Raw genomic sequence first — 19,137 nt, 5'->3', positions numbered from 1 at the left:
GGCACCAGTCTAGTGCTGCCTCGAAGAGATGTAATGACGCGCTGCAGCATGGCGGGCGCCAAACTGCCTGGCGGCGAAAGCCCAGGCCATGCGAGACGCGTCGGGCCCTGCGCCGTCGCTGTACGGCTGGCCGGCAGCGCCGCCGCTCCAGGCGTGGCCGAGCCGGTCGATTTCCACCAGGGTCGCCACCGTGCTCGCCCCATGCTTGAAGTCGGTCACGGTCGCCGGGTAGCGCTTGCCCCGTTGCAGCGTGCGCTCCTTGCTCGAGGTCGCGCCCATGGCGTCGGCCCAGGCGCGAACCGCGGCGAGCCCGTTCGACGCCGCGACCACCCTGTCGCCGGCGCCATGGATCACCATCAACGGCGGCCAGCCGGCAGCAGCCCGCGCCAGCGGCGGCGCCGCCAGGGGCTTCGTGGAGCGATGGCCATGCATGGCGCCGAGCGCGGACAGCGTGGAATGCGCGGTCCCGGGCGGTATGCCCGAGTGCATCACCACGGCGGCGAAACGGTCCGGGTGCCTGGCGACGAGCAGCGCCGCCATGCTGGCACCTGCCGACAGGCCCGCCACCGCGATGCGCGTGCGGTCCACCGCGTACATCAGGCAGACCTGGTCGATCGCCTTCATGATGAGCGCCGCCTCGCCGTAGGCGCGTCCGGATGATGTGTCGAACCAGTTCCAGCAGCCTTGCGGATTCGACACCCTGTCCTGCTCGGGATAGAGCACCAGAAAGCGTTCGCGGGCTGCAATCAGGTTCATGCGCGTGCTGGTCGCGAAGGTCTTCGCATCCTGTCCGCACCCATGCAGCATGACCATCAGCGGCAGGCGCTCGTCGAACTTGATGCCGGGTGGCCGATACAGGCGGAACCGGCGCATGCCGGTCGCACCCATGGCCAGACCCTGGATCCATTGGCCCGCACCCGCAGGCGGGCGCCGCTTCTCGATCACCGGCTTGACTGTCTGGCCGACCGCCCGCGTACCGGCGCGCACGGTGCTGCGCGTGATCGCCTCCATGCCGCGGGCGACCACGCCCAGCCAGCCTCCAGACCCTTTGCGTCGCGCCATCAGCGGCGCGACTTCCGCCTGGCGACGGTCGCCCGGGCCGTCTTGCCGCTCCAGAAATCGACGATCTGCCGGGTCGCCTCGGCTTGCGCGGCCCCGACCTGGCGCCTGGCGGCCGCGGCCGACTGACCGCGGGCCGAGCCGACCGCCTTGTTGGCCGCGCTCAGCCACATGCTCATCAAGGGATTCTTCTTCATCCAGGGGTTGCTCATGGAGCCTCCGTCTCGACCGGCGGTCCACAAAAGCGACTGTCGCCGGGCTGCCAATGCCGCAGCGCAGCATTTTTGCCCGATCGAAGGTGGCCGCCGTCCTACGCCTCGTGCGTCGGCACGGCGGCGCGGGCTCGCCACGCCCGGATGCACGCCAGCAGGCTGTCCGCTTCGACCGGCTTGACGAAATGACAGTCGAAGCCGGCGTCCAAGGCCGCCCGCCGGTCTTCGTACTGGCCATATCCCGTGAGTGCGACCAGCAGCAAGCCGGTGCCCCCTCCGGCACGCAGGCGACGCGCGACCTCATAGCCGTCCAGTCGCGGCAAGCCGATGTCCAGCAGCACGACCGCGGGCTGAAACCGCGCTGCGACCTCCAGGGCCTCTTCGCCATCGGCTGCAGTGCGGATCTCGTGCCCCTCCATCTCCAGCATCGTTGCCAGGGTCTGCGCGGCGTCGACGTTGTCGTCCACCACCAGGATGCGTTCGGGGGGACCGTCTCGCGCGGGACCCGCCGAGGACCCCGGCGGCGCACTGGCCCGCAGCGTCGCCCTGCGGGGCAGCGTCACCCGGAATTCGGACCCGAGGTTGCGGCCGCGGCTGTGCACCTCGATCCGGCCTCCGTGCATCTCGGCCAGCCGCCGGGCCAAGGTCAGTCCGACGCCCAGGCCGCCTTGCGAGCGATCCAGGCCGCGCTTGCCCTGCGCGAAGAGGTCGAAGATGCGCGGCAGCAGCTCTTCATCGATGCCCATGCCTTCGTCCCGCACCGTGATCTCGACGCGTTCGTCTTCGACCTCCACCCGCAGGTCGATCGGCGTCGACTCCGGGCTGTACTTCGCGGCGTTGTGAAGAAGGTTGGCAATGACCTGCGTGAGCCTCGCGCCATCCGCATCCATCCAGATCGGGGCTTCCGGCATCGCCACGCCGAGCACCTGGCGCCGGCTCTCCAGCAGCTGATGCACGGTCTCGATGCTGTGCGCCACGACCACCCTCAGGTCGACCGGATCGCACTTGAGCGTGATCTTCCCCTGGCTGATGCGCGTGACGTCCAGCAGTTCCTCCATGAGACGCGTGATCTGGCGCAGCTGGCGACCCGCCAGGTCCAGCGCCCATGTCACCTTGGGATGCTTGTCCGCCACCCGCCGGATGATTTCGATGGCCGTGTGGACCGAGGCCAGCGGATTGCGCAGCTCGTGGGACAGCATGGCGAGAAACTCGTCCTTCCGCTGGCTCGCCTGCTGCAGCTCCTGCTGCGCCGCCTGACGCTCGACGATCTCGTGCTGGAGGTTGCGATAGAGCCGCGCGTTCTCGAACGCCGCCCCGGCCCGCGTCGCCACCTCGTGCACCAGGGTCAGGTCGGCCTCCCGCATCCAGGCGCCGTCATCGGGCGACGCCACCAGCAGGACGCCCGGCACGCGCTCTCCGAAGAGCAAGGGGACGGCGGCGACGGACGCCAGGGCGGCTTCGCCGAGATCGCCGTCGGGATGCCCGAGTGCGCCCGGGCGCAGCGGCATCGCCGCGTCCGCCACCCAGGCCACGCGGCGCGAGGTCGCGGCTTCCTGCAGCGCGGCCATGACCGCATCGGCCGGCGCCAGGTCGGCGCCGAACGCGACCGTCGCGGACCCGCCGCCCGCGGTGCGGGCCGCGATCGCGAACGAGCCTCGGCCGAGTTCGGGGTCCGCGATCCAGACCAGCGCCGCCGCGGCCCGCTCCGGCACCAGCAGGGCGACCAGCTCCTGCATCGCCACCTGGATGTCCAGGGAGCGGTTGAGCGCCTGGCTCGCACCGGCCAGGAAGGCGGAGCGCCGGTCGTTCTCCTCGGCCAGGCGGCGGGCGGCGTCCGAGGCCATCATCGCCGCTCGCGCATCGGCCTGCCGCTCGACCTGGCGCTGCATCAGGTAGAGCGACACGAACACGCCGACCTTGCTGCGCAGGATCTCCGGCACGACCGGCGAGAGGATGTAGTCGACCGCACCGAGCGAATAGCCGCGGGCGGTCTGGATCTCGTCCGCGTACGAGGTGATGAAGATGATCGGCGTGTGGGCGCTGCGCCGGTGGTTGCGGATCAGCGTGGCGGTCTCGAAGCCATCCATGCCGGGCATGTTGACGTCGAGCATGATCACTGCGAACTCGCGCTGGAGGATCTCGCGCAGCGCATCCGCGCCCGAACGCACCATCACCAGGTTCTGGCCCAGCTCCTCGAGGACCGTCCGGAAGACGAGCAGCTTTTCCGGCAGGTCGTCGACGATCAGGATGTTGGCGCGCTCGCCGCCGGGCGTGTCTCCCTGCGGCGCCGGGCCGTTCTTCGGTGCTAGCTGCACAGCCAGCCCCGCAGGACGACCAGCAGGTGGTTGGTGTCGACCGGCTTCGACAAATAGTCCCACGCCCCGGCCTCGATGCACTTCTCGCGATCGCCCTTCATGGCCTTGGCGGTCACCGCCACCAGCGGCAGCTGCTTGCCGCGCGGCAGGCGGCGCAGCTCGCGCATGGTCTGCATGCCGTCCATCTCCGGCATCATGATGTCCATCAGGACGATGTCGATGTCCTCGTCCTCCTGCACCAGCCGGATCGCGTCGCGGCCGTTCTCCGCCGTCACGATGGCCATGCCCTGCTGGTCGAGCACGGTGGCCAGCGCGAAGATGTTGCGCATGTCGTCGTCCACGATCAACACCTTGCGGCCCGCCAGCGAGCAGGCGGCGTCGTTCGCGGCCTCGACGGCACGGCGCTCAGGGTCCGACATCAGCGCGAAGGCGCGATGCAGGAAGAACGCACTGCTGTCGATCAACGCGTCCGTGCTGCTCACGCTGCGCCATGCCGCGCCGTCGATGCCGCGGGTCCACGCGGCCGACCGCGAGCCGGCGCCGGGCCGGTCGAAGACGATCACCGGAAGCTGATGCACCGGCGCCCTTCCCTCGACCGCCTCGGCCAGGTCCGCCGGGCTGAAGCCCGGCACCGACCCGTCCGTGACGAGGCAGTCCACCGGCCCCTGGGCGATCTCGCGGGCGAGGGCCTCCCTCGATTCGGCCAGCGAGATCGTCACCTCGGAACCGTCGAAGGCCTCCACCAGCGCCGCCCGCGCGTCGGAGCCCTGCATGGCCACCAGCAGCCTGCGCGATCCGGTCGACACGAAGCGATGCAGCTGCCCCATCGCCGCGTCCACCTGGTCCATCGACTGCAAGGGCTTGGCAAGGAATCCCACGGCGCCGGAGTTCAGGGCGCGCTCGCGCGAATCGTCGGTCGACACCACGCACACCGGGATGTGCCGCGTCGCCAGGTCGGCCTTCAGGCGTTCCAGGATGCGCCAGCCCTGCATGTCGGGCAGGTGGATGTCCAGCGTGATCAGCGCCGGGCGGTGGTCGCCGGTCAGCGCCAGCGCCACCGCGCCGGTCGAGCTGACCAGTCCCTTGAACCCGGCGCGACGGGCGGCCTGCAGCAGCACCTTCGCGAAGGCCAGTTCGTTCTCGACGATCAGCGCCACCTTGTCGCCCGGCAGCAGCGCATCGCGGTCGTCCCCCGCCACGTTCAGCGCGTGCAGTTCGGCGGCCGCGGCCTCTGCACCCGCGGCGTCGACGCCAGCCAGCGCGTCGACGGGCTCGATCGTGGCTGCGACGGAGGCCGGACGGGTCCTCGGCGTCGGCAGGGGTGCCGGCAGGTCGACGCCGCCGGCACGGACGCCGCGCCCTCGCGCCGGGCTGAAGCTCTGCGGCAGGAACAGCGTGAACGTGCTGCCCTGCGCCGGAACGCTCGAGAGGCGAATCTCGCCGCCCAGGAGCCGCGCCAGTTCGCGGCTGATCGCCAGGCCGAGACCGGTGCCGCCGTACTTGCGCGAGGTCGAGCCATCGGCCTGCTGGAAGGCTTCGAAGACGATCTGCTGCTTGTCCGCGGGGATGCCGATGCCGGTGTCGGAGACGGCGAAGGCGATCACCTGGCTCGCCCGGTTGAGTTCCTCGCGGTCGCGCGACCAGCCGCCTTGGACGACCCCGACCGAGAGCCCCACCGACCCGTGGTGGGTGAACTTGAAGGCGTTGGAGAGCAGGTTCTTGATGATCTGCTGCAGGCGCTTGACGTCGGTGACGATCGCCTCGGGGAGCGTATCTCCCAACTGGATGCCGAAGCCCACGTGCTTGGCCTCCGCCACGTGGCGGAAGCTGCGCTCGACCGAGCGCTGCAGGTCGTCGATCCGCAGTTCGCTCACCTCCACGGCGACCGTTCCCGATTCGATCTTCGACAGGTCGAGGATGTCGTTGATCAGCATCAGCAGGTCGTTGCCCGAAAGGTGGATCGTCTTGGCGAACTCCACCTGCCGCTCCGTCAGGTTGCCTTCCGCGTTCTTGCAGAGCTGGTCCGACAGGATCAGCAGGCTGTTCAGCGGCGTGCGCAGCTCGTGCGACATGTTGGCCAGGAACTCCGACTTGTACTTGGAGGTCAGCGCCAGCTGCTCGGCCTTCTCCTCGAGCGCCTGGCGGGCCTGCTCGACCTCCTGGTTCTTGCTCTCGACTTCCTGGTTCTGGTGCACCAGCAGCCGGGCCTTCTCCTGCAGCGCCTCGTTGGTCTGCTGCAGTTCCTGCTGGCGATTCTGGAGTTCCTCGGCGAGCGACTGCGACTGGGTCAGCAGGTCCTCGGTGCGCATGTTGGCCGAGATCGTGTTGATCACGATGCCGATCGATTCGGTCAGCTGGTCGAGGAAGGCCTGGTGCGACGGGTTGAAGCGCTCGAGCGACGCCAGTTCGAGCACCCCCCGCACCTCGTCCTCGAACACCACCGGCAGCACGATCACGTCCATCGCCGCGCCTTCGCTCAGCCCGGTGGCCACCTTGAAGGCCGTGCTCGGAACGTTGGTCAGCAGGATCTTCGACTTCTCGATCGCGCATTGCCCGACCAGGCCCTGCCCCAGGTCGATTTCCTTGCCGTGCGCGGCGTGGCCGCCCGAGGCGTAGCTGGCGAAGAGCCTGAGCTTCGGCGCGCCGCCCGAGGAGGTCAGCAGGTAGAACTCGGCCTGCTGCGCGCCGACGACGGGCGCGAGCTCCGACAGGATCAGCTGGCCCACCGTCAGCAGGTCCTTCTGGCCCTGCAGCATGCGGCTGAACTTGGCCAGGTTGGTCTTCAGCCAATCCTGCTCGGTGTTCTTCTGCGTCGTGTCCTTCAGGTTGCGGATCATCTCGTTGATGGTGTCCTTGAGCGCCGCCACTTCCCCCTGGGCCTCGACCGTGATCGAGCGCGTCAGGTCGCCCTGGGTCACCGCGGTCGCCACCTCGGCGATCGCGCGCACCTGCGTCGTCAGGTTGGCCGCGAGCTGATTGACGTTCTCGGTCAGCCCCTTCCAGGTGCCGGCGGCGCCAGGCACCTTGGCCTGGCCGCCGAGCTTGCCCTCGACCCCCACCTCGCGCGCCACGCTGGTCACCTGGTCGGCGAAGGTGGCCAGCGTGTCGGTCATGCTGTTGATGGTCTCGGCCAGCGCGGCGATCTCGCCCTTGGCCTCCACCGTGAGCTTCTGCTTGAGGTCGCCGTTGGCGACCGCCGTCACCACCTTGGCGATGCCGCGCACCTGCCCCGTCAGGTTGCCCGCCATGAAGTTGACGTTCTCGGTCAGGTCCTTCCAGGTGCCCGACACATCGCGCACCTGGGCCTGTCCGCCCAGCCGGCCTTCGGTGCCGACCTCTCGCGCCACGCGCGTGACTTCCGCCGCGAAGGAGGACAGCTGGTCGACCATGGTGTTGATCGTCGCCTTGAGTTCGAGGATCTCGCCCTTGACGTCGACCGTGATCTTCTCGGACAGGTCGCCCGCGGCCACCGCCTTGGTCACGTCGGCGATGTTGCGAACCTGCGAGGTGAGGTTCGAGGCCATCAGGTTGACCGAGTCGGTCAGGTCCTTCCAGGTGCCGGCCACGCCCTGCACGTCGGCCTGGCCGCCCAGGATGCCCTCGGTGCCCACCTCCAGCGCCACCCGCGTCACCTCGGCGGCGAAGGACCGCAGCTGGTCGACCATGGTGTTGACCGTGTTCTTGAGCTCGGAGATCTCGCCCTTGACGTCGACCGTGATCTTCTTCGACAGGTCGCCGGCCGCCACCGCGGTCGTCACCTCGGCGATGTTGCGCACCTGCGAGGTCAGGTTGCCGGCCATGAAGTTGACCGACTCCGTCAGGTCCTTCCAGGTGCCCGCCACGCCCTGCACGTCGGCCTGCCCGCCCAGGATGCCCTCGGTGCCGACCTCGCGTGCGACCCGCGTCACTTCGGCCGCGAAGGAGCGCAGCTGGTCGACCATGGTGTTGACCGTGTTCTTCAGCTCCAGGATCTCGCCCTTGACGTCGACAGTGATCTTCTTGGACAGGTCGCCCGCCGCCACCGCCTTGGTCACGTCGGCGATGTTGCGCACCTGCGAAGTGAGGTTCGACGCCATCGAATTGACCGACTCGGTGAGGTCCTTCCAGGTGCCCGCCACGCCCTGCACGTCGGCCTGGCCGCCCAGCTTGCCTTCGGTGCCCACTTCGCGCGCCACCCGCGTGACTTCCGCGGCAAAGGACGACAGCTGGTCGACCATCGTGTTGATGGTGTTGGTGAGTTCGAGGATCTCGCCCTTGGTGTCGACCGAGATCTTCTTCGACAGGTCGCCGGCCGCCACCGCCTTGGTCACGTAGGCGATGTTGCGCACCTGCGAGGTCAGGTTGCCGGCCATGAAGTTGACCGACTCCGTCAAGTCCTTCCAGGTCCCGGCAACACCCTGCACGTCGGCCTGGCCGCCCAGCTTGCCTTCGGTGCCGACTTCGCGCGCCACCCGGGTCACTTCGGCGGCGAACGAGCGCAGCTGGTCGACCATGGTGTTGATCGTCGCCTTGAGTTCCAGGATCTCGCCCTTGACGTCGACCGTGATCTTCTTCGACAGGTCGCCGGCCGCCACCGCCTTGGTCACGTCGGCGATGTTGCGCACCTGGCTGGTGAGATTGCCGGCCATCGAGTTGACCGATTCCGTCAGGTCGCGCCAGGTGCCGGCCACGCCCTTGACTTCGGCCTGGCCGCCGAGCCGCCCTTCGGTGCCGACTTCGCGTGCGACACGGGTCACCTCGTCCGCAAACGAGGACAGCTGGTCGACCATGGTGTTGATGGTGGCCTTCAGCTCCAGGATCTCGCCCTTCACGTCCACCGTGATCTTCTTCGACAGGTCGCCGGCGGCCACCGCCTTGGTCACGTCGGCGATGTTGCGCACCTGCGAGGTGAGGTTCGACGCCATCGAGTTGACCGAGTCCGTCAGGTCCTTCCAGGTCCCGGCCACGCCCTGCACGTCGGCCTGGCCGCCCAGCTTGCCCTCGGTGCCGACCTCTCGCGCCACGCGCGTCACCTCGGCGGCGAAGGAACGCAGCTGGTCGACCATCGTGTTGATCGTGTTCTTGAGCTCGGAGATCTCGCCCTTGACGTCGACCGTGATCTTCTTCGACAGGTCGCCGGCGGCCACCGCGGTCGTCACCTCGGCGATGTTGCGCACTTGCGAGGTCAGGTTGCCGGCCATGAAGTTGACCGACTCCGTCAAGTCCTTCCAGGTCCCGGCCACGCCCTGCACGTCGGCCTGGCCGCCCAGCTTGCCCTCGGTGCCAACCTCGCGCGCCACGCGGGTCACTTCGGCCGCGAACGAGCGCAGCTGGTCGACCAGCGTGTTGACCGTGTTCTTGAGTTCCAGGATCTCGCCCTTGCCATCGACCGTGATCTTCTTCGACAGGTCGCCGGCCGCCACCGCCTTGGTCACGTCGGCGATGTTGCGCACCTGGCTCGTCAGGTTGCCGGCCATCGAGTTGACCGAATCGGTCAGGTCCTTCCAGGTGCCGGACACGCCTTCCACCCGCGCCTGGCCGCCGAGCGAACCTTCGGTGCCGACCTCGCGCGCCACCCGGGTCACCTCCGAAGCAAAGGAGCGCAGCTGGTCGACCATCGTGTTGATGGTGTTCTTGAGCGTCAGGAACTCGCCCTTCACGTCGACGTCGATCTTCTTCGACAGGTCGCCCTTGGCGACCGCCGTGGTCACGTCGGCGATGTTGCGCACCTGGTCCGTCAGGTTGCCGGCCATGGAGTTGACCGAGTCCGTCAGGTCCTTCCAGGTGCCCGCCACGCCCTTGACCTTGGCCTGGCCGCCCAGCTTGCCTTCGGTCCCGACCTCGCGCGCCACGCGGGTCACCTCGGCGGAAAAGTTGCCCAGCTGCTCGACCATCTTGTTGATGGTCCTGGCGGTGCGCAGGAACTCGCCCTCCAGTTCGCGCCCTTCCACCTCGAGCGCCATGCTCTTCGACAGGTCCCCCTGCGCCACGGCCCCGATCACGCGGGCGACCTCGCTGGTCGGATGCACCAGGTCGTCGATGAGCGAATTGACGCAGGCGATCGACTCGCCCCAGAAGCCGCGGGTCTCGGTCATCACGGCCCGCTGCTTGAGCTTGCCCTCCTTGCCCACGACCTGCCGCAGCCGCACCAGCTCGGAAGCGAGCGTGGCGTTCTGCTCGACCAGTTCATTGAAGATGTCGGCGACCTTCCCGGGCAGTCCCACCCACTGGGCTGGAAGCCGGACCTTGGCATCGCCCTTTCGAAGGCGTGTCATCGCATCGAGCAGGACGGCCATTTCGTCGTTGGCGCTGTCCGCGACAGGGGCGTGTTCCAGGACTTTCATTTGTGCCTCGTGGTTCGACCAAGGTGACTTGCAGCGGCTGGCGGGGAAGTGTAGGCCTCGGCCCAGATTTGTAACAGGGCCTCGACCAGCATGGGCGCTGGATCGGAGTTCCTCGGACCACATGGTCGTCTTCCAGCAGGAAATTTCCCTCCTCCGGAAATTCGGCTGGCTGCGGCGTTCGGGTCTCGACATCTCGCATCTTATTTTTCGAAGCATTCGACCCGTGCATGGCTCCCCCCGTTCACAGCGACAGTGCGAACACGCAATGCGCAGTATTTGACCGCTGCGCGAACACCTCCCGCGTAGGCGGGGCGGCAGTCTCGCCACGCGGTCCATTCCTACAACAGAGCGCGCTCGACTCGCGCAGCCCGCGACTTGCCAGCAGTGCCCATTGCACGCCGCATTGCCCTAGACTCGTTCCAGCGCCTTTTCACGCCTCGCGCCTCCAGCCACCTGAACACCGCTGAACGGTGGAACCCAGTCGACCATGACCATGCCAGCACCCGCACGCCCGGACGCCACCACTGCGCAGAACACCGGCCAGGCGTTCATGGCAGGGAAGGGCGAGATGGCCAGCCTGATACGGGCCCATGACTGGTCAGCCTCCTCCCTCGGCGACCCGGCGCTGTGGCCGCAGTCCCTGCGCACCGTCGTTCGCCTCATGCTCAACACCGGGCATCCGATGTACGTGTGGTGGGGCCCCGAGTTGACTTGCCTCTACAACGACGCCTATCGGGAATCGATCGGTCCCGAGCGCCACCCCGGCTCGCTGGGACGCCCCGCGCGCGAAGTCTGGGCCGAGATCTGGGAAGTGATATTCCCGCAGATCGAACAGGTCCTGAGCGGAGGCGGGGCGACCTGGCATGTCGATCATCTGGTCCCGATCACCCGGCATGGCCGGCGTGAGGATGTCTACTGGACCTACAGCTACAGTCCGATCGACGACGAGCGCGCACCGGGTGGCATCGGCGGCGTCCTGGTGCAATGCACCGAGACCACGCAACAGGTTCTGGCGGCCCGGGAGCTGGCGTCCGAGCGAGACCGGTTGGCCGCTCTTCACGAGAGCGAGATGCGCTTCCGGTCGGCCCTGCATGCGGGTGGGATGGGGGCCTGGGAGACCGACTACCAGACCTTGACCAGGTCCTGGACCCCGGAGGGCATGGCGCTCTTCGGTCTCAGCCTGCCGGACGGGCGAGGCCACGTGGGCGGCCCCGACGATGAATACGTGGCCGCGCTGCATCCGGACCACCGCCATCTCGCCGCCGGATTCCGCGAGTTGGCGGATCGGCAAGACTCCTTCCCGGCGGAGTACTGGATCGTGCGGGCCGACGGATCGAAGCTTTGGCTGGAGGGCCGCGGGATGGTCATTTCCAGGATGCCGGACGGCCGGGCCCATCGCCTCGTCAGCATCATGGCCGACGCGACCGAACGCAAGCGGGCCGAAGAGCGCCTGCTGATCGAGCATCAGCGCCTCGAACTCGCGCTGGGCGCGGGGCGCATGGGCGCCTACGACATGGACATGCGGGACAACGTCCTGTGGTGGTCGGCGCAAACCTACCGGCTGTTCGGTGTCAGCGAACAGGATTTCGTGCCGACACCCGCCCACGTGCTGGCCTTGCTTCACCCGGACGATCGGGAGGACTTCATTCGGCGCCGCGCAGAGGCCATCGAGGGCCATCGGCCCTTCGTGCATGAGTTCCGCATCCTGCGGCCCGATGGCACGCAAGCCTGGCTGGGCCACCGCGGCCACGTCGAATACGACGCCGGTGGCCGTCCGGTGCGCATCTTCGGCGTCACGATGGACATCACCGAGCGCAAGCTGGTCGAGACCCGACTCCAGGACGCGGACCGGCAGAAAGATCGCTTCATCGCGATGCTGGCGCATGAACTGCGCAACCCGCTGGCGCCGATCCGAAATGCCATCGCCGTGTTGCGCAAGATCGGTGGTGCCGATGCGACCTCGGCCTGGTGCCATGACGTCATCGACCGGCAGGTGAGCCAGATGGCGCATCTCCTCGATGACCTGCTCGACGCCTCCCGCCTGAATCACGGCCATCTGCGCCTGCGCATGCAGCCGCTCCAACTGGCGACGGCGATCGACCGGGCGATCGAGATCGCCAGGCCGGTGATCGATGCCGGCGGCCACTCGTTTGCCTTGCACATTCCGGCCCGGCCCATCGAACTCGAAGGCGACCTGACGCGACTGGCACAGGTCTTCTCGAACATCCTCATCAATGCAGCCAAGTACACGCCGCGAGGCGGCGCCATCGCGCTGACCCTCGAGCGCGAGGGTCAGCAGGCTCTGGTCAGCGTGACCGACACCGGGATCGGCATCGAGTCGCATCACGGTGAACGAATCTTCGAAATGTTCGGCCAGGTGGAATCGTCGTTGGCCCGGGCCCAAGGTGGGCAGGGCATCGGCCTGGCCCTGGCGAAGGCCCTGGTGGAAATGCACGGCGGGACCATCGCGGCCTCCAGCGAAGGCCTGGGCAAGGGAAGCCGGTTCGAAGTCCGCCTGCCGCTGGCCGCCATGGAAGTCGAGGCGAACCCGGACGCCACCGGCGCCGGAGAATCCTCCGCGGCAGCGGGTTGTCGCGTCCTGGTGGTCGACGACATGCGCGACAGTGCCGACAGCCTGGCGCTTGCCGTGCAGGCACTGGGCCATGAGGTCGAGGTGGCCTACAGCGGTGAGGCGGCCTTGCGAAAGGTCGAAGCCACCCGACCCGACATCGTCTTGCTCGATCTGGGAATGCCGGGGATGGACGGCTACGAGGTGTGCCGTCGAATTCGGGCGACCCCCTGGGGGCACGAAGTGCTGCTTGTCGCGCAGACCGGGTGGGGAAACGACAACGATCGCGAGGCGACGCGCAGGGCGGGCTTCGACCACCATCTCGTCAAGCCCGTGGAGCTCGGCGCGCTGGCCGCGCTGCTCGAATCGGCTAGCCCGTCCTCCCGCTGATGATGTTCATCAGGACATGCGGCTGCAGGGGCTTTCCGAGGTGCGCGTCGAAGCCGGCCTCGATCGCCTTGGTGCGGTCCTGGGGCCGCGCAAAGGCCGTCAACGCCACGGCGAACAGGCGCGGCATGCCATGCGACGCGCCGTGCTGCCGGGTCAGGCGGATGAGCTCGTAGCCATCCCGGCCCGGCAGGCCGATGTCGCTCACCAGCACATCGGGCCAATGGGCCTCGATCAGCCGCATGGCTTCATCGAACGTGGACGCCAGCCGGACATGCGCGCCGGCGTCTCCGAGGACCAGGGTCAGCATGGCGCTGGCGTCCTCGTTGTCCTCGACCACGAGCACATCCAGGCCGCCCAGCGCGCGATCGGAGGCGGGCGAGGGCCGCGGCTCCTGGGGCTCCGTCAGGACCAGGGAAGACCCGTCGGCGGGCACCACCACCAGCTCGACACGCAGCGTGGCCCCCGCGCCGGCACCTGCGCTCTCGGCGGTGACACCGCCGCCGTGCAGCTCCGCCAGGTTCTTGACGATCGACAGGCCCAGCCCGAGCCCGCCGTGCAACCGGTTGTCCGGCGAATCGCTCTGCGTGAAGCGGTCGAACAGATGGGCCACGAATTCGGGGTCGATGCCGCGGCCGCAGTCCTGCACGGACAGTGCCAGGCGATCGGCCTCGCGCGCCAGGCCGATGCGAATCAAGCCGCCTTCATTCGAGAACTTGACGGCGTTCGAAAGCAGGTTCCACACGATCTGCTGGAAGCGGGTCGGATCGAGCCAGGCGGGCTGCTCGGCCTCCTCGTGCTCGAACTGGACACGAAGGTGCTTGGCGGCGATCGCAACGCTGAGCGCTTCGATCGACGAGGCGACCAGCGCGCGCGGTTCGCTCCATTCGGGGTGAAGCCGGAGCTTGCCGGAACTGATGCGGGAGACGTCGAGAATGTCCGAAATGAGCCGTGCCTGGGCCTTGACGCTGCGGTCGATCGCAGTGAGTCCCTTCTCGACCAGGTCCGGCGAACGATTGCCCGTCTTCAGCACGTGAACCCAGCCGCCGATGGCGTTGAGCGGATTCCGCAGTTCGTGCGAAAGCACGGCGACGAAGTCGTCCTTGGTCCGGCTGTGCCGCTCGGCGGATGCCCGCGCCGCCTGCTCGCGCTCGAGGACTTCGAGGCGGCGCGCCTCGAGCTCGAAGCGTTCGGAAACGTCCAGAGCGATGCCGATGCGAAGCCCCGGCTCGATCGGTGCCGACATCGTCCATTCGAGGCGCACCAGGCTGCCGTCTTGCCGGTGCAGCGGAAATTCCGACTGCCAGGAGGCGGCGCCCTCGCCCGCCATCACGGTCCTTTCGCTCACGGCATCGGTCCAGTCGTCAGGCGCGAACGCGGCCACCGCCTGCCCGACCACCTGGTCCTGCGCACGCCCCAGCATCGCGACCATGGCGGGATTGACATCGACGAACCGCCCGGCGTCGTCGATCAGCGCCATGCCGGTGGGCGCCTGCGTGTAGATCGCCCGGAAGCGTGATTCGCTGCTGCGAAGCCGATCCTCGGCCATGCGGGCGCGAATCAGCGCCTGCAGCGTGGCGATCAGCACCGCCGGCTCGACCGGATGCACCAGGTAGGCGTCGGCGCCGGCATCCAGGCCGGTCACCTTGTCCTCGTTGCGCACGAAGGCGCCGGAAAGGTGAATGACCGGCAGCGTCGCCGTGGCCCGGTCGGCGCGGATCCGTCGGCAGACCTCGAAGCCGTCGATGTCGGGCAGGTGCACATCCAGCACGACGGCCGACACCTGGCTCGCCGCGAGTGCAAGCGCCTCGCCCCCGGTACTCGCTTCGCTGGTCTGGAAGCCCGCGGCGCGGATCAGGCGCGCCGTCGAGTAGCGCGTCGTGGGGTTGTCGTCGACCACCAGCACCGTGTGGCGGCTGCGGTCGATGGTGGTGTTTATCACGTCGGTGACCACGGTTCAGCCCTTCGGGGGCAGCATCGATCCGTTCAACTGCACGGGCAGGGTCACCGAGAACACGGAGCCCCTGCCGAGTTCACTGGCGATTTCCACCCGCCCGCCGAGCAGCTCGGCGAACTGCTTGCTCAGCGACAGCCCGAGGCCGGTGCCTCGCAGGCGCTTCTGCACCGGCGAGTCGACCTGCGAGAAGTCGTCGAACACCGCCGCATGATGCTCCGGTGCGATGCCGATGCCGGTATCGGCCACCGAGAAGCGGATGAAGTCGCCTTCGACCTGCGCCGCCGATACGCGCACTTCACCGCGCGGCGTGAACTTGAGCGCATTGGCAATGAAGTTGCGCAGGATCTGGGACAGCTTGCGGTCGTCGGTGAAGAGCCGCGGCAGCTCGTGTGGCTCCTCGAAGATGAGCGCGGTGTCGGGGTTCGTGAGCACCGGCTTGAACATGCCCCGCAGTGCGGAGAACAGGTCGACCATCTCGAACCAGGCAGGAGAGATCTCGACGCGGCCGGCCTCGATCTTGGCCAGGTCCAGCAGATCGTCGACCATCTCGGCGAACTCGGCCGCACTGGACTCGATGAAGCCGACCTGGCGCTCCTGCTCCGGGGTCAGCGGGCCATCGACCCGGTCGCTCAACAAGCGCGTGATGCTCCGGATCGCGCTGATCGGCGTGCGGAATTCATGGCTCATGTAGGCGAGGAAGCGGCTCTTGAGTTCCGTGGCCCGCTGGAGTTGCTCGGCTTGGGCATCGAGTTCGGCATAGAGCGCCACCACGCCGCGGTTGGTTTCCTCGAGCTCGGCGCGCAGTTCGTCCGCTTCCTGGCGGCTCGCTGCCAGCGCCCGTCGACAGTCCTCGAGGGTGGCGCCATCGGCCGGGTCGGATTCGGGTGTCGTCATGTCACTGGTCCTCCCGGCGCAGCACCACGACGGTGGCATCGTCGCGATGTCTGGTGTGGTCGCGCAGCAGAATGGCAGCCGCCAGGGTCGGGTCCTTCTGCATCACAGGAAGGATCCGGTCGGCGCGCCAGCGCGTGTCGATGCCGTCGCTGTGAACGATCACGAGAGCGTGGGCTGGCAATTCCATCGCGGTTTCCTCCGGACGCCGGATCTGGAGGCCAGCGGTGCCATGCTGCGTGATGATCGATTTGTCGAACACGCCGGACAGCACCCGTCCCACCACGTTTCCCGCCCCGGAGTATGACAACCTCGAGGTCTCGCCGTCGATGGCCAGGGCGCAGATGGCCGCACCCCGCGTCGTCTGCAGTGCCTGGTGGGTCTGCTGGACCTGTTCGCGCGGCGCCGCCGATGGATGGCGAGCGAAGGCAGCGCTGGCGGCCAGCGACGCCTTGGCGGCTTCGGGGCCGTGGCCGAGGCCGTCGGCGACCATCAGGCTGAATCGGGCGCCCAGGCGGCCCGCCGTCCAGGCGTCGCCGCACACGGCCTCACCGGGCGCGGGCAGGCAAACGGCGCCGATCCGGACCGAGGCTGCCGGGCCCTGCGGCGCATCCGACCCGCGGACCCGCGCCACGCTCACCGTGCCGTCGGGAACCGATGAATGAATATCGAAATCGTCGGCCAGGCGGCGGATCGCGCCCAGGCCGGTGCCGGGCGTGCGCCCGGACGATTGGCCGTCCTGCATCGACAGGTGAAGGTTCACGATGCCCGGCCCCTCGTCGATAGCCACGACCTCGACGTCCCGGGCGTGCGGGCGCGCGGCGACCAGCAGGCGGCCCTTGCGCGCGTGACGATGGAGGTTGGTGCCCAATTCGGTCACGACCAATGCCAGCCTGCCCGCGTCCACTTCGGAAAACGCCAATCCGGCCGCCAGCTGTGCCGCATGGCGCCTTGCCTCGCCCACCCGGCTCGCATCTTCGACCGGGAAGGACTTGTGGGTCCAGCCGGTGACTACTTCCACTTGGTGATACTCACGCGCGTTCCCGCGCCAGGTTCGGACTGAAGATCGAAATCGTTCACCAGCCGCTTGCTGCCCGGAAGTCCGAGGCCCATCCCGGTGCCGCTGGTCCAGCCGTCGGTCAGCGCCAGCGCGATGTCGGCGATGCCCGGCCCCTGGTCCTCGAAGACCAGTTGCAGCCCGGGTCGGCCGTTCTTCTCGATGAACTCCCATCGCATCGTGCCGCCGCCCCCGTGGATCAGGGTGTTGCGCGACAGTTCGCTGGCCGCGGTGATCATCTTGGTCTGGTCGACCAGCGTCAGCTTGAGCTCCTGGCACAGCGCGCGCACCATCTGCCGGCTGGCGACGATGTTGTGCTCCGACTGCAGCGGCAGCGTACCGGCGCGTTCAATGGCCAAGGGAACTCTCCTCGCGCGCGCGCTGGAGCAGTTCCATGCCGCGCTCGACGTTGAGCGCGGTCCGCACGCCTTCGAGCGACAGGCCGAGTTCGACGAGCGTGATGGCCACGGCAGGCTGCATGCCGACGACCACCGTGGTGGCGGAGAGGATGCGGGCGATGCCCGAGATGCTGGTCAGCATGCGGCCGACGAAAGAGTCGACGATCTCGAGCGCCGAGATGTCGATCATCACGCCCGACGCACCCGTCTTGGCGATCTGGCCGGCCAGGTCGTCCTGCAGCGTCAGGGCAGTCTGGTCCTGCATGTCGACCTGAATGGTCACCAGCAGGGTCTCGCCCATGCGCAGAATCGGGATGCGGTCCATGTCCGTCCTACTTGTCGCGCGTGATGCGCCAACCGGTCTTCTGCAGCGCAAGCGACAGCGCATCGGCCAGTGTCGCCTTGGTGCTGACGCCCTGCAGGTCGATGCCCAGATGCACGATGGTCTGTGCGATCTGCGGGCGGATCCCGCTGATGATGCAGTCGGCCCCCATCAAGCGGATGGCGGTGACGGTCTTCAGCAGGTGCTGCGCCACCAGCGTGTCGACGGTCGGCACACCCGTGATGTCGATGATCGCGAGGCCCGAACCGGTTTCGACGATCCGTTGCAGCAGCGCCTCCATCACCATCTGCGTGCGGCTGCTGTCGAGCACGCCGATCATGGGCACGGCCAGAACGCCCTCCCACAGCTTCACGACCGGGGTGGACAACTCGAGCAGTTCTTCCTGCTGGCGCCGGATGATGTCCTCGCGCACCTGCTGGAAGGTCGACACGGTGTGCTGCGCCAACCTGTCGACCGTGGTCGACAAGGACCAGAGCGCAGGCCCCAAGGCCTCCGGCTGGGCGGCAAGCCGTCGCTGCAGGGAAGCGAAAAGCGGCTTCTTGAGCGCCAGCACGAAGAGGCTGGTGGCTTCTGCCGTCTGGCCCTGTGCGGCCCTGGAGCGCGACAGGCCGGAAAGCGTGTCGCGCACGGACGCCCAATCGGCCGACTCGAATCCTTCCGGGTCCGCACCGGCCTGCAGGCTTTCACGCAGCTTGCGCAGGAGCTCGGAGGCCTCGGCGCGAGCGGCGCGCCGGGCACCGACGTCGGCGCCGGGCAATTCGGCCATCCACTCGTCGATGATCGGTTCTTCCTCGTCCCTCAGGGCACCCAGCAGTGGCGCGTAATCGTTCTTCATGGTTTCCTCACAAAACTGTCTTCCGGGTCGGCGCGAGTCGCCTCCCAGGCCCTCGCGCAGTGCGCGCTGGTCGTTCGGCATGGTAGCCACTGGGACAGCGACTCCCGCGCCCGCTGCACCGAATTGGACGATGGACTACGCCGCGATCGGCGCAGGCCTACACAAAGCGAGGCACGACCACGCCTGCCCCACCCGCGGCAACGCCCGGTCGGCCTAGCGACCTTGGCTCAACCGGATCAGCCCATAGACCGTCAAATACGCCGATCCGCGGCCATCCGTCGCGACCAGGCCGTTGGAACTCAGGCGACCCGACACCGCGGAGGCTTCGACGGGGGCCGCTTCTTCGCTGGCGCCGGCCAGGCTCTGCAGCCTCCTCCACTGCGCGTTGTTGAGCCGGAGCTTGTCCGCCTTCGCGCGCTCGGTGCCAGCCTGCGTCTCGTTCATGGCCGCGCCCCGGGTCAGACGATGGCGCCGACCAGCCGCAGCAGCGACAAGCCGAACACGGTCATGATCATGATGATGACCGCCACCCTGGTCCAGACGCGCTCATCACGCTCCTCGGATCGCGGAGGAAGGGGCGCGAACGAGGAGCCCCGGTCCAGGCGGTCCGGCTTTTCGGTCCACCAGCCGAGTCGGGTGTCATGGTCTTCTTGCATGGACGTGATTCTTCTGGGGTCAGTAGTACTTTGGTATGTCATTTGACGTATCCGCCGTACGAGGGCGACCAGGAAGTGAACTAGTTCACGCTTTGACAGCGCGTGGTGCGCCATGGCCCGCGCCGCGATGCCAGG

At 68.0% G+C, this 19,137-nt stretch carries 13 protein-coding genes; 1 reads left to right on the top strand and 12 read right to left on the bottom strand.

All coding sequences use genetic code 11. The features are described 5' to 3' along the window. Window positions 1-9: 9 nt before the first annotated feature. The 4 genes from AC1DF3_RS04430 to AC1DF3_RS04415 all read right to left on the bottom strand — a co-directional run bounded on the left by AC1DF3_RS04430 (window position 10) and on the right by AC1DF3_RS04415 (window position 9,909). Window positions 10-1,062 carry an extracellular catalytic domain type 1 short-chain-length polyhydroxyalkanoate depolymerase gene (locus tag AC1DF3_RS04430; RefSeq protein ID WP_478138934.1) on the bottom strand — a complete coding sequence of 351 codons (1,053 nt, stop codon included), beginning with the start codon at window positions 1,060-1,062 and terminating at the stop codon, window positions 10-12. Continuing rightward, entirely contained in the window at window positions 1,062-1,271 is a 210-nt protein-coding gene (locus tag AC1DF3_RS04425) for a hypothetical protein (protein WP_286521058.1), read from the bottom strand. Before AC1DF3_RS04425 ends, AC1DF3_RS04430 begins: the two co-directional genes overlap by 1 nt. 98 nt (window positions 1,272-1,369) lie before the next feature. Next, window positions 1,370-3,586: a response regulator gene (locus tag AC1DF3_RS04420; RefSeq protein WP_478138933.1), complete on the bottom strand. Its 2,217-nt coding sequence runs from the start codon at window positions 3,584-3,586 to the stop codon at window positions 1,370-1,372. Next, a complete protein-coding gene (locus AC1DF3_RS04415) occupies window positions 3,577-9,909 on the bottom strand; it encodes a HAMP domain-containing protein (RefSeq protein ID WP_478138932.1) in 6,333 nt (2,110 codons plus the stop codon). The genes AC1DF3_RS04420 and AC1DF3_RS04415 overlap by 10 nt, the downstream gene beginning before the upstream one ends. A gap of 493 nt (window positions 9,910-10,402) precedes the next feature. Here AC1DF3_RS04415 and AC1DF3_RS04410 point away from each other — a divergent pair, with 493 nt between their 5' ends. Continuing rightward, entirely contained in the window at window positions 10,403-12,868 is a 2,466-nt protein-coding gene (locus AC1DF3_RS04410) for a hybrid sensor histidine kinase/response regulator (RefSeq protein WP_478138931.1), read from the top strand. On the opposite strand, the gene AC1DF3_RS04405 is transcribed toward AC1DF3_RS04410, so the two are convergent. From AC1DF3_RS04405 to AC1DF3_RS04370, 8 genes are all read right to left on the bottom strand, one after another. Next, the gene (locus tag AC1DF3_RS04405; protein WP_286530626.1) at window positions 12,849-14,819 is read right to left on the bottom strand and encodes a hybrid sensor histidine kinase/response regulator; all 1,971 of its coding nucleotides are present in this window, start codon (window positions 14,817-14,819) and stop codon (window positions 12,849-12,851) included. The two genes, AC1DF3_RS04410 and AC1DF3_RS04405, sit on opposite strands and share 20 nt — an antisense overlap. Window positions 14,820-14,822: 3 nt before the next feature. Continuing rightward, window positions 14,823-15,716, bottom strand: a complete 894-nt coding sequence (locus AC1DF3_RS04400; protein ID WP_478138930.1) for a sensor histidine kinase — start codon at window positions 15,714-15,716, stop codon at window positions 14,823-14,825. Between the two features lies 1 nt (window position 15,717). Then, the gene (locus AC1DF3_RS04395) at window positions 15,718-16,677 is read right to left on the bottom strand and encodes an ATP-binding SpoIIE family protein phosphatase (protein ID WP_478139113.1); all 960 of its coding nucleotides are present in this window, start codon (window positions 16,675-16,677) and stop codon (window positions 15,718-15,720) included. Between the two features lie 47 nt (window positions 16,678-16,724). Beyond that, window positions 16,725-17,129 carry an anti-sigma regulatory factor gene (locus AC1DF3_RS04390; RefSeq protein WP_286530629.1) on the bottom strand — a complete coding sequence of 135 codons (405 nt, stop codon included), beginning with the start codon at window positions 17,127-17,129 and terminating at the stop codon, window positions 16,725-16,727. After that, entirely contained in the window at window positions 17,119-17,493 is a 375-nt protein-coding gene (locus AC1DF3_RS04385) for an STAS domain-containing protein (protein WP_286509564.1), read from the bottom strand. Before AC1DF3_RS04385 ends, AC1DF3_RS04390 begins: the two co-directional genes overlap by 11 nt. A gap of 7 nt (window positions 17,494-17,500) precedes the next feature. Beyond that, window positions 17,501-18,346, bottom strand: a complete 846-nt coding sequence (locus AC1DF3_RS04380) for an STAS domain-containing protein (protein ID WP_286531308.1) — start codon at window positions 18,344-18,346, stop codon at window positions 17,501-17,503. Window positions 18,347-18,559: 213 nt separating this feature from the next. Continuing rightward, entirely contained in the window at window positions 18,560-18,790 is a 231-nt protein-coding gene (locus AC1DF3_RS04375; RefSeq protein WP_478138929.1) for a hypothetical protein, read from the bottom strand. Window positions 18,791-18,804: 14 nt separating this feature from the next. Then, on the bottom strand, window positions 18,805-19,002 hold the full coding sequence (locus tag AC1DF3_RS04370) for a hypothetical protein (protein ID WP_286530631.1): 198 nt from the start codon (window positions 19,000-19,002) through the stop codon (window positions 18,805-18,807). Window positions 19,003-19,137 lie beyond the last annotated feature (135 nt).

It is taken from the genome of Variovorax sp. 10N432 (assembly GCF_056394465.1).
The sequence above is the reverse complement of the archived record's forward strand: the minus strand, read 5'-3'. Positions and strand labels throughout refer to the sequence as shown.

Coding starts and splice junctions, on each gene's coding strand:
- AC1DF3_RS04375 (WP_478138929.1), bottom strand. CDS start 18,790: ATGAACGAGACGCAGGCTGGCACCGAGCGCGCGAAGGCGGACAAGCTC.
- AC1DF3_RS04410 (WP_478138931.1), top strand. CDS start 10,403: ATGCCAGCACCCGCACGCCCGGACGCCACCACTGCGCAGAACACCGGC.
- AC1DF3_RS04385 (WP_286509564.1), bottom strand. CDS start 17,493: ATGGACCGCATCCCGATTCTGCGCATGGGCGAGACCCTGCTGGTGACC.
- AC1DF3_RS04430 (WP_478138934.1), bottom strand. CDS start 1,062: ATGGCGCGACGCAAAGGGTCTGGAGGCTGGCTGGGCGTGGTCGCCCGC.
- AC1DF3_RS04425 (WP_286521058.1), bottom strand. CDS start 1,271: ATGAGCAACCCCTGGATGAAGAAGAATCCCTTGATGAGCATGTGGCTG.
- AC1DF3_RS04415 (WP_478138932.1), bottom strand. CDS start 9,909: ATGAAAGTCCTGGAACACGCCCCTGTCGCGGACAGCGCCAACGACGAA.
- AC1DF3_RS04370 (WP_286530631.1), bottom strand. CDS start 19,002: ATGCAAGAAGACCATGACACCCGACTCGGCTGGTGGACCGAAAAGCCG.
- AC1DF3_RS04380 (WP_286531308.1), bottom strand. CDS start 18,346: ATGAAGAACGATTACGCGCCACTGCTGGGTGCCCTGAGGGACGAGGAA.
- AC1DF3_RS04400 (WP_478138930.1), bottom strand. CDS start 15,716: ATGACGACACCCGAATCCGACCCGGCCGATGGCGCCACCCTCGAGGAC.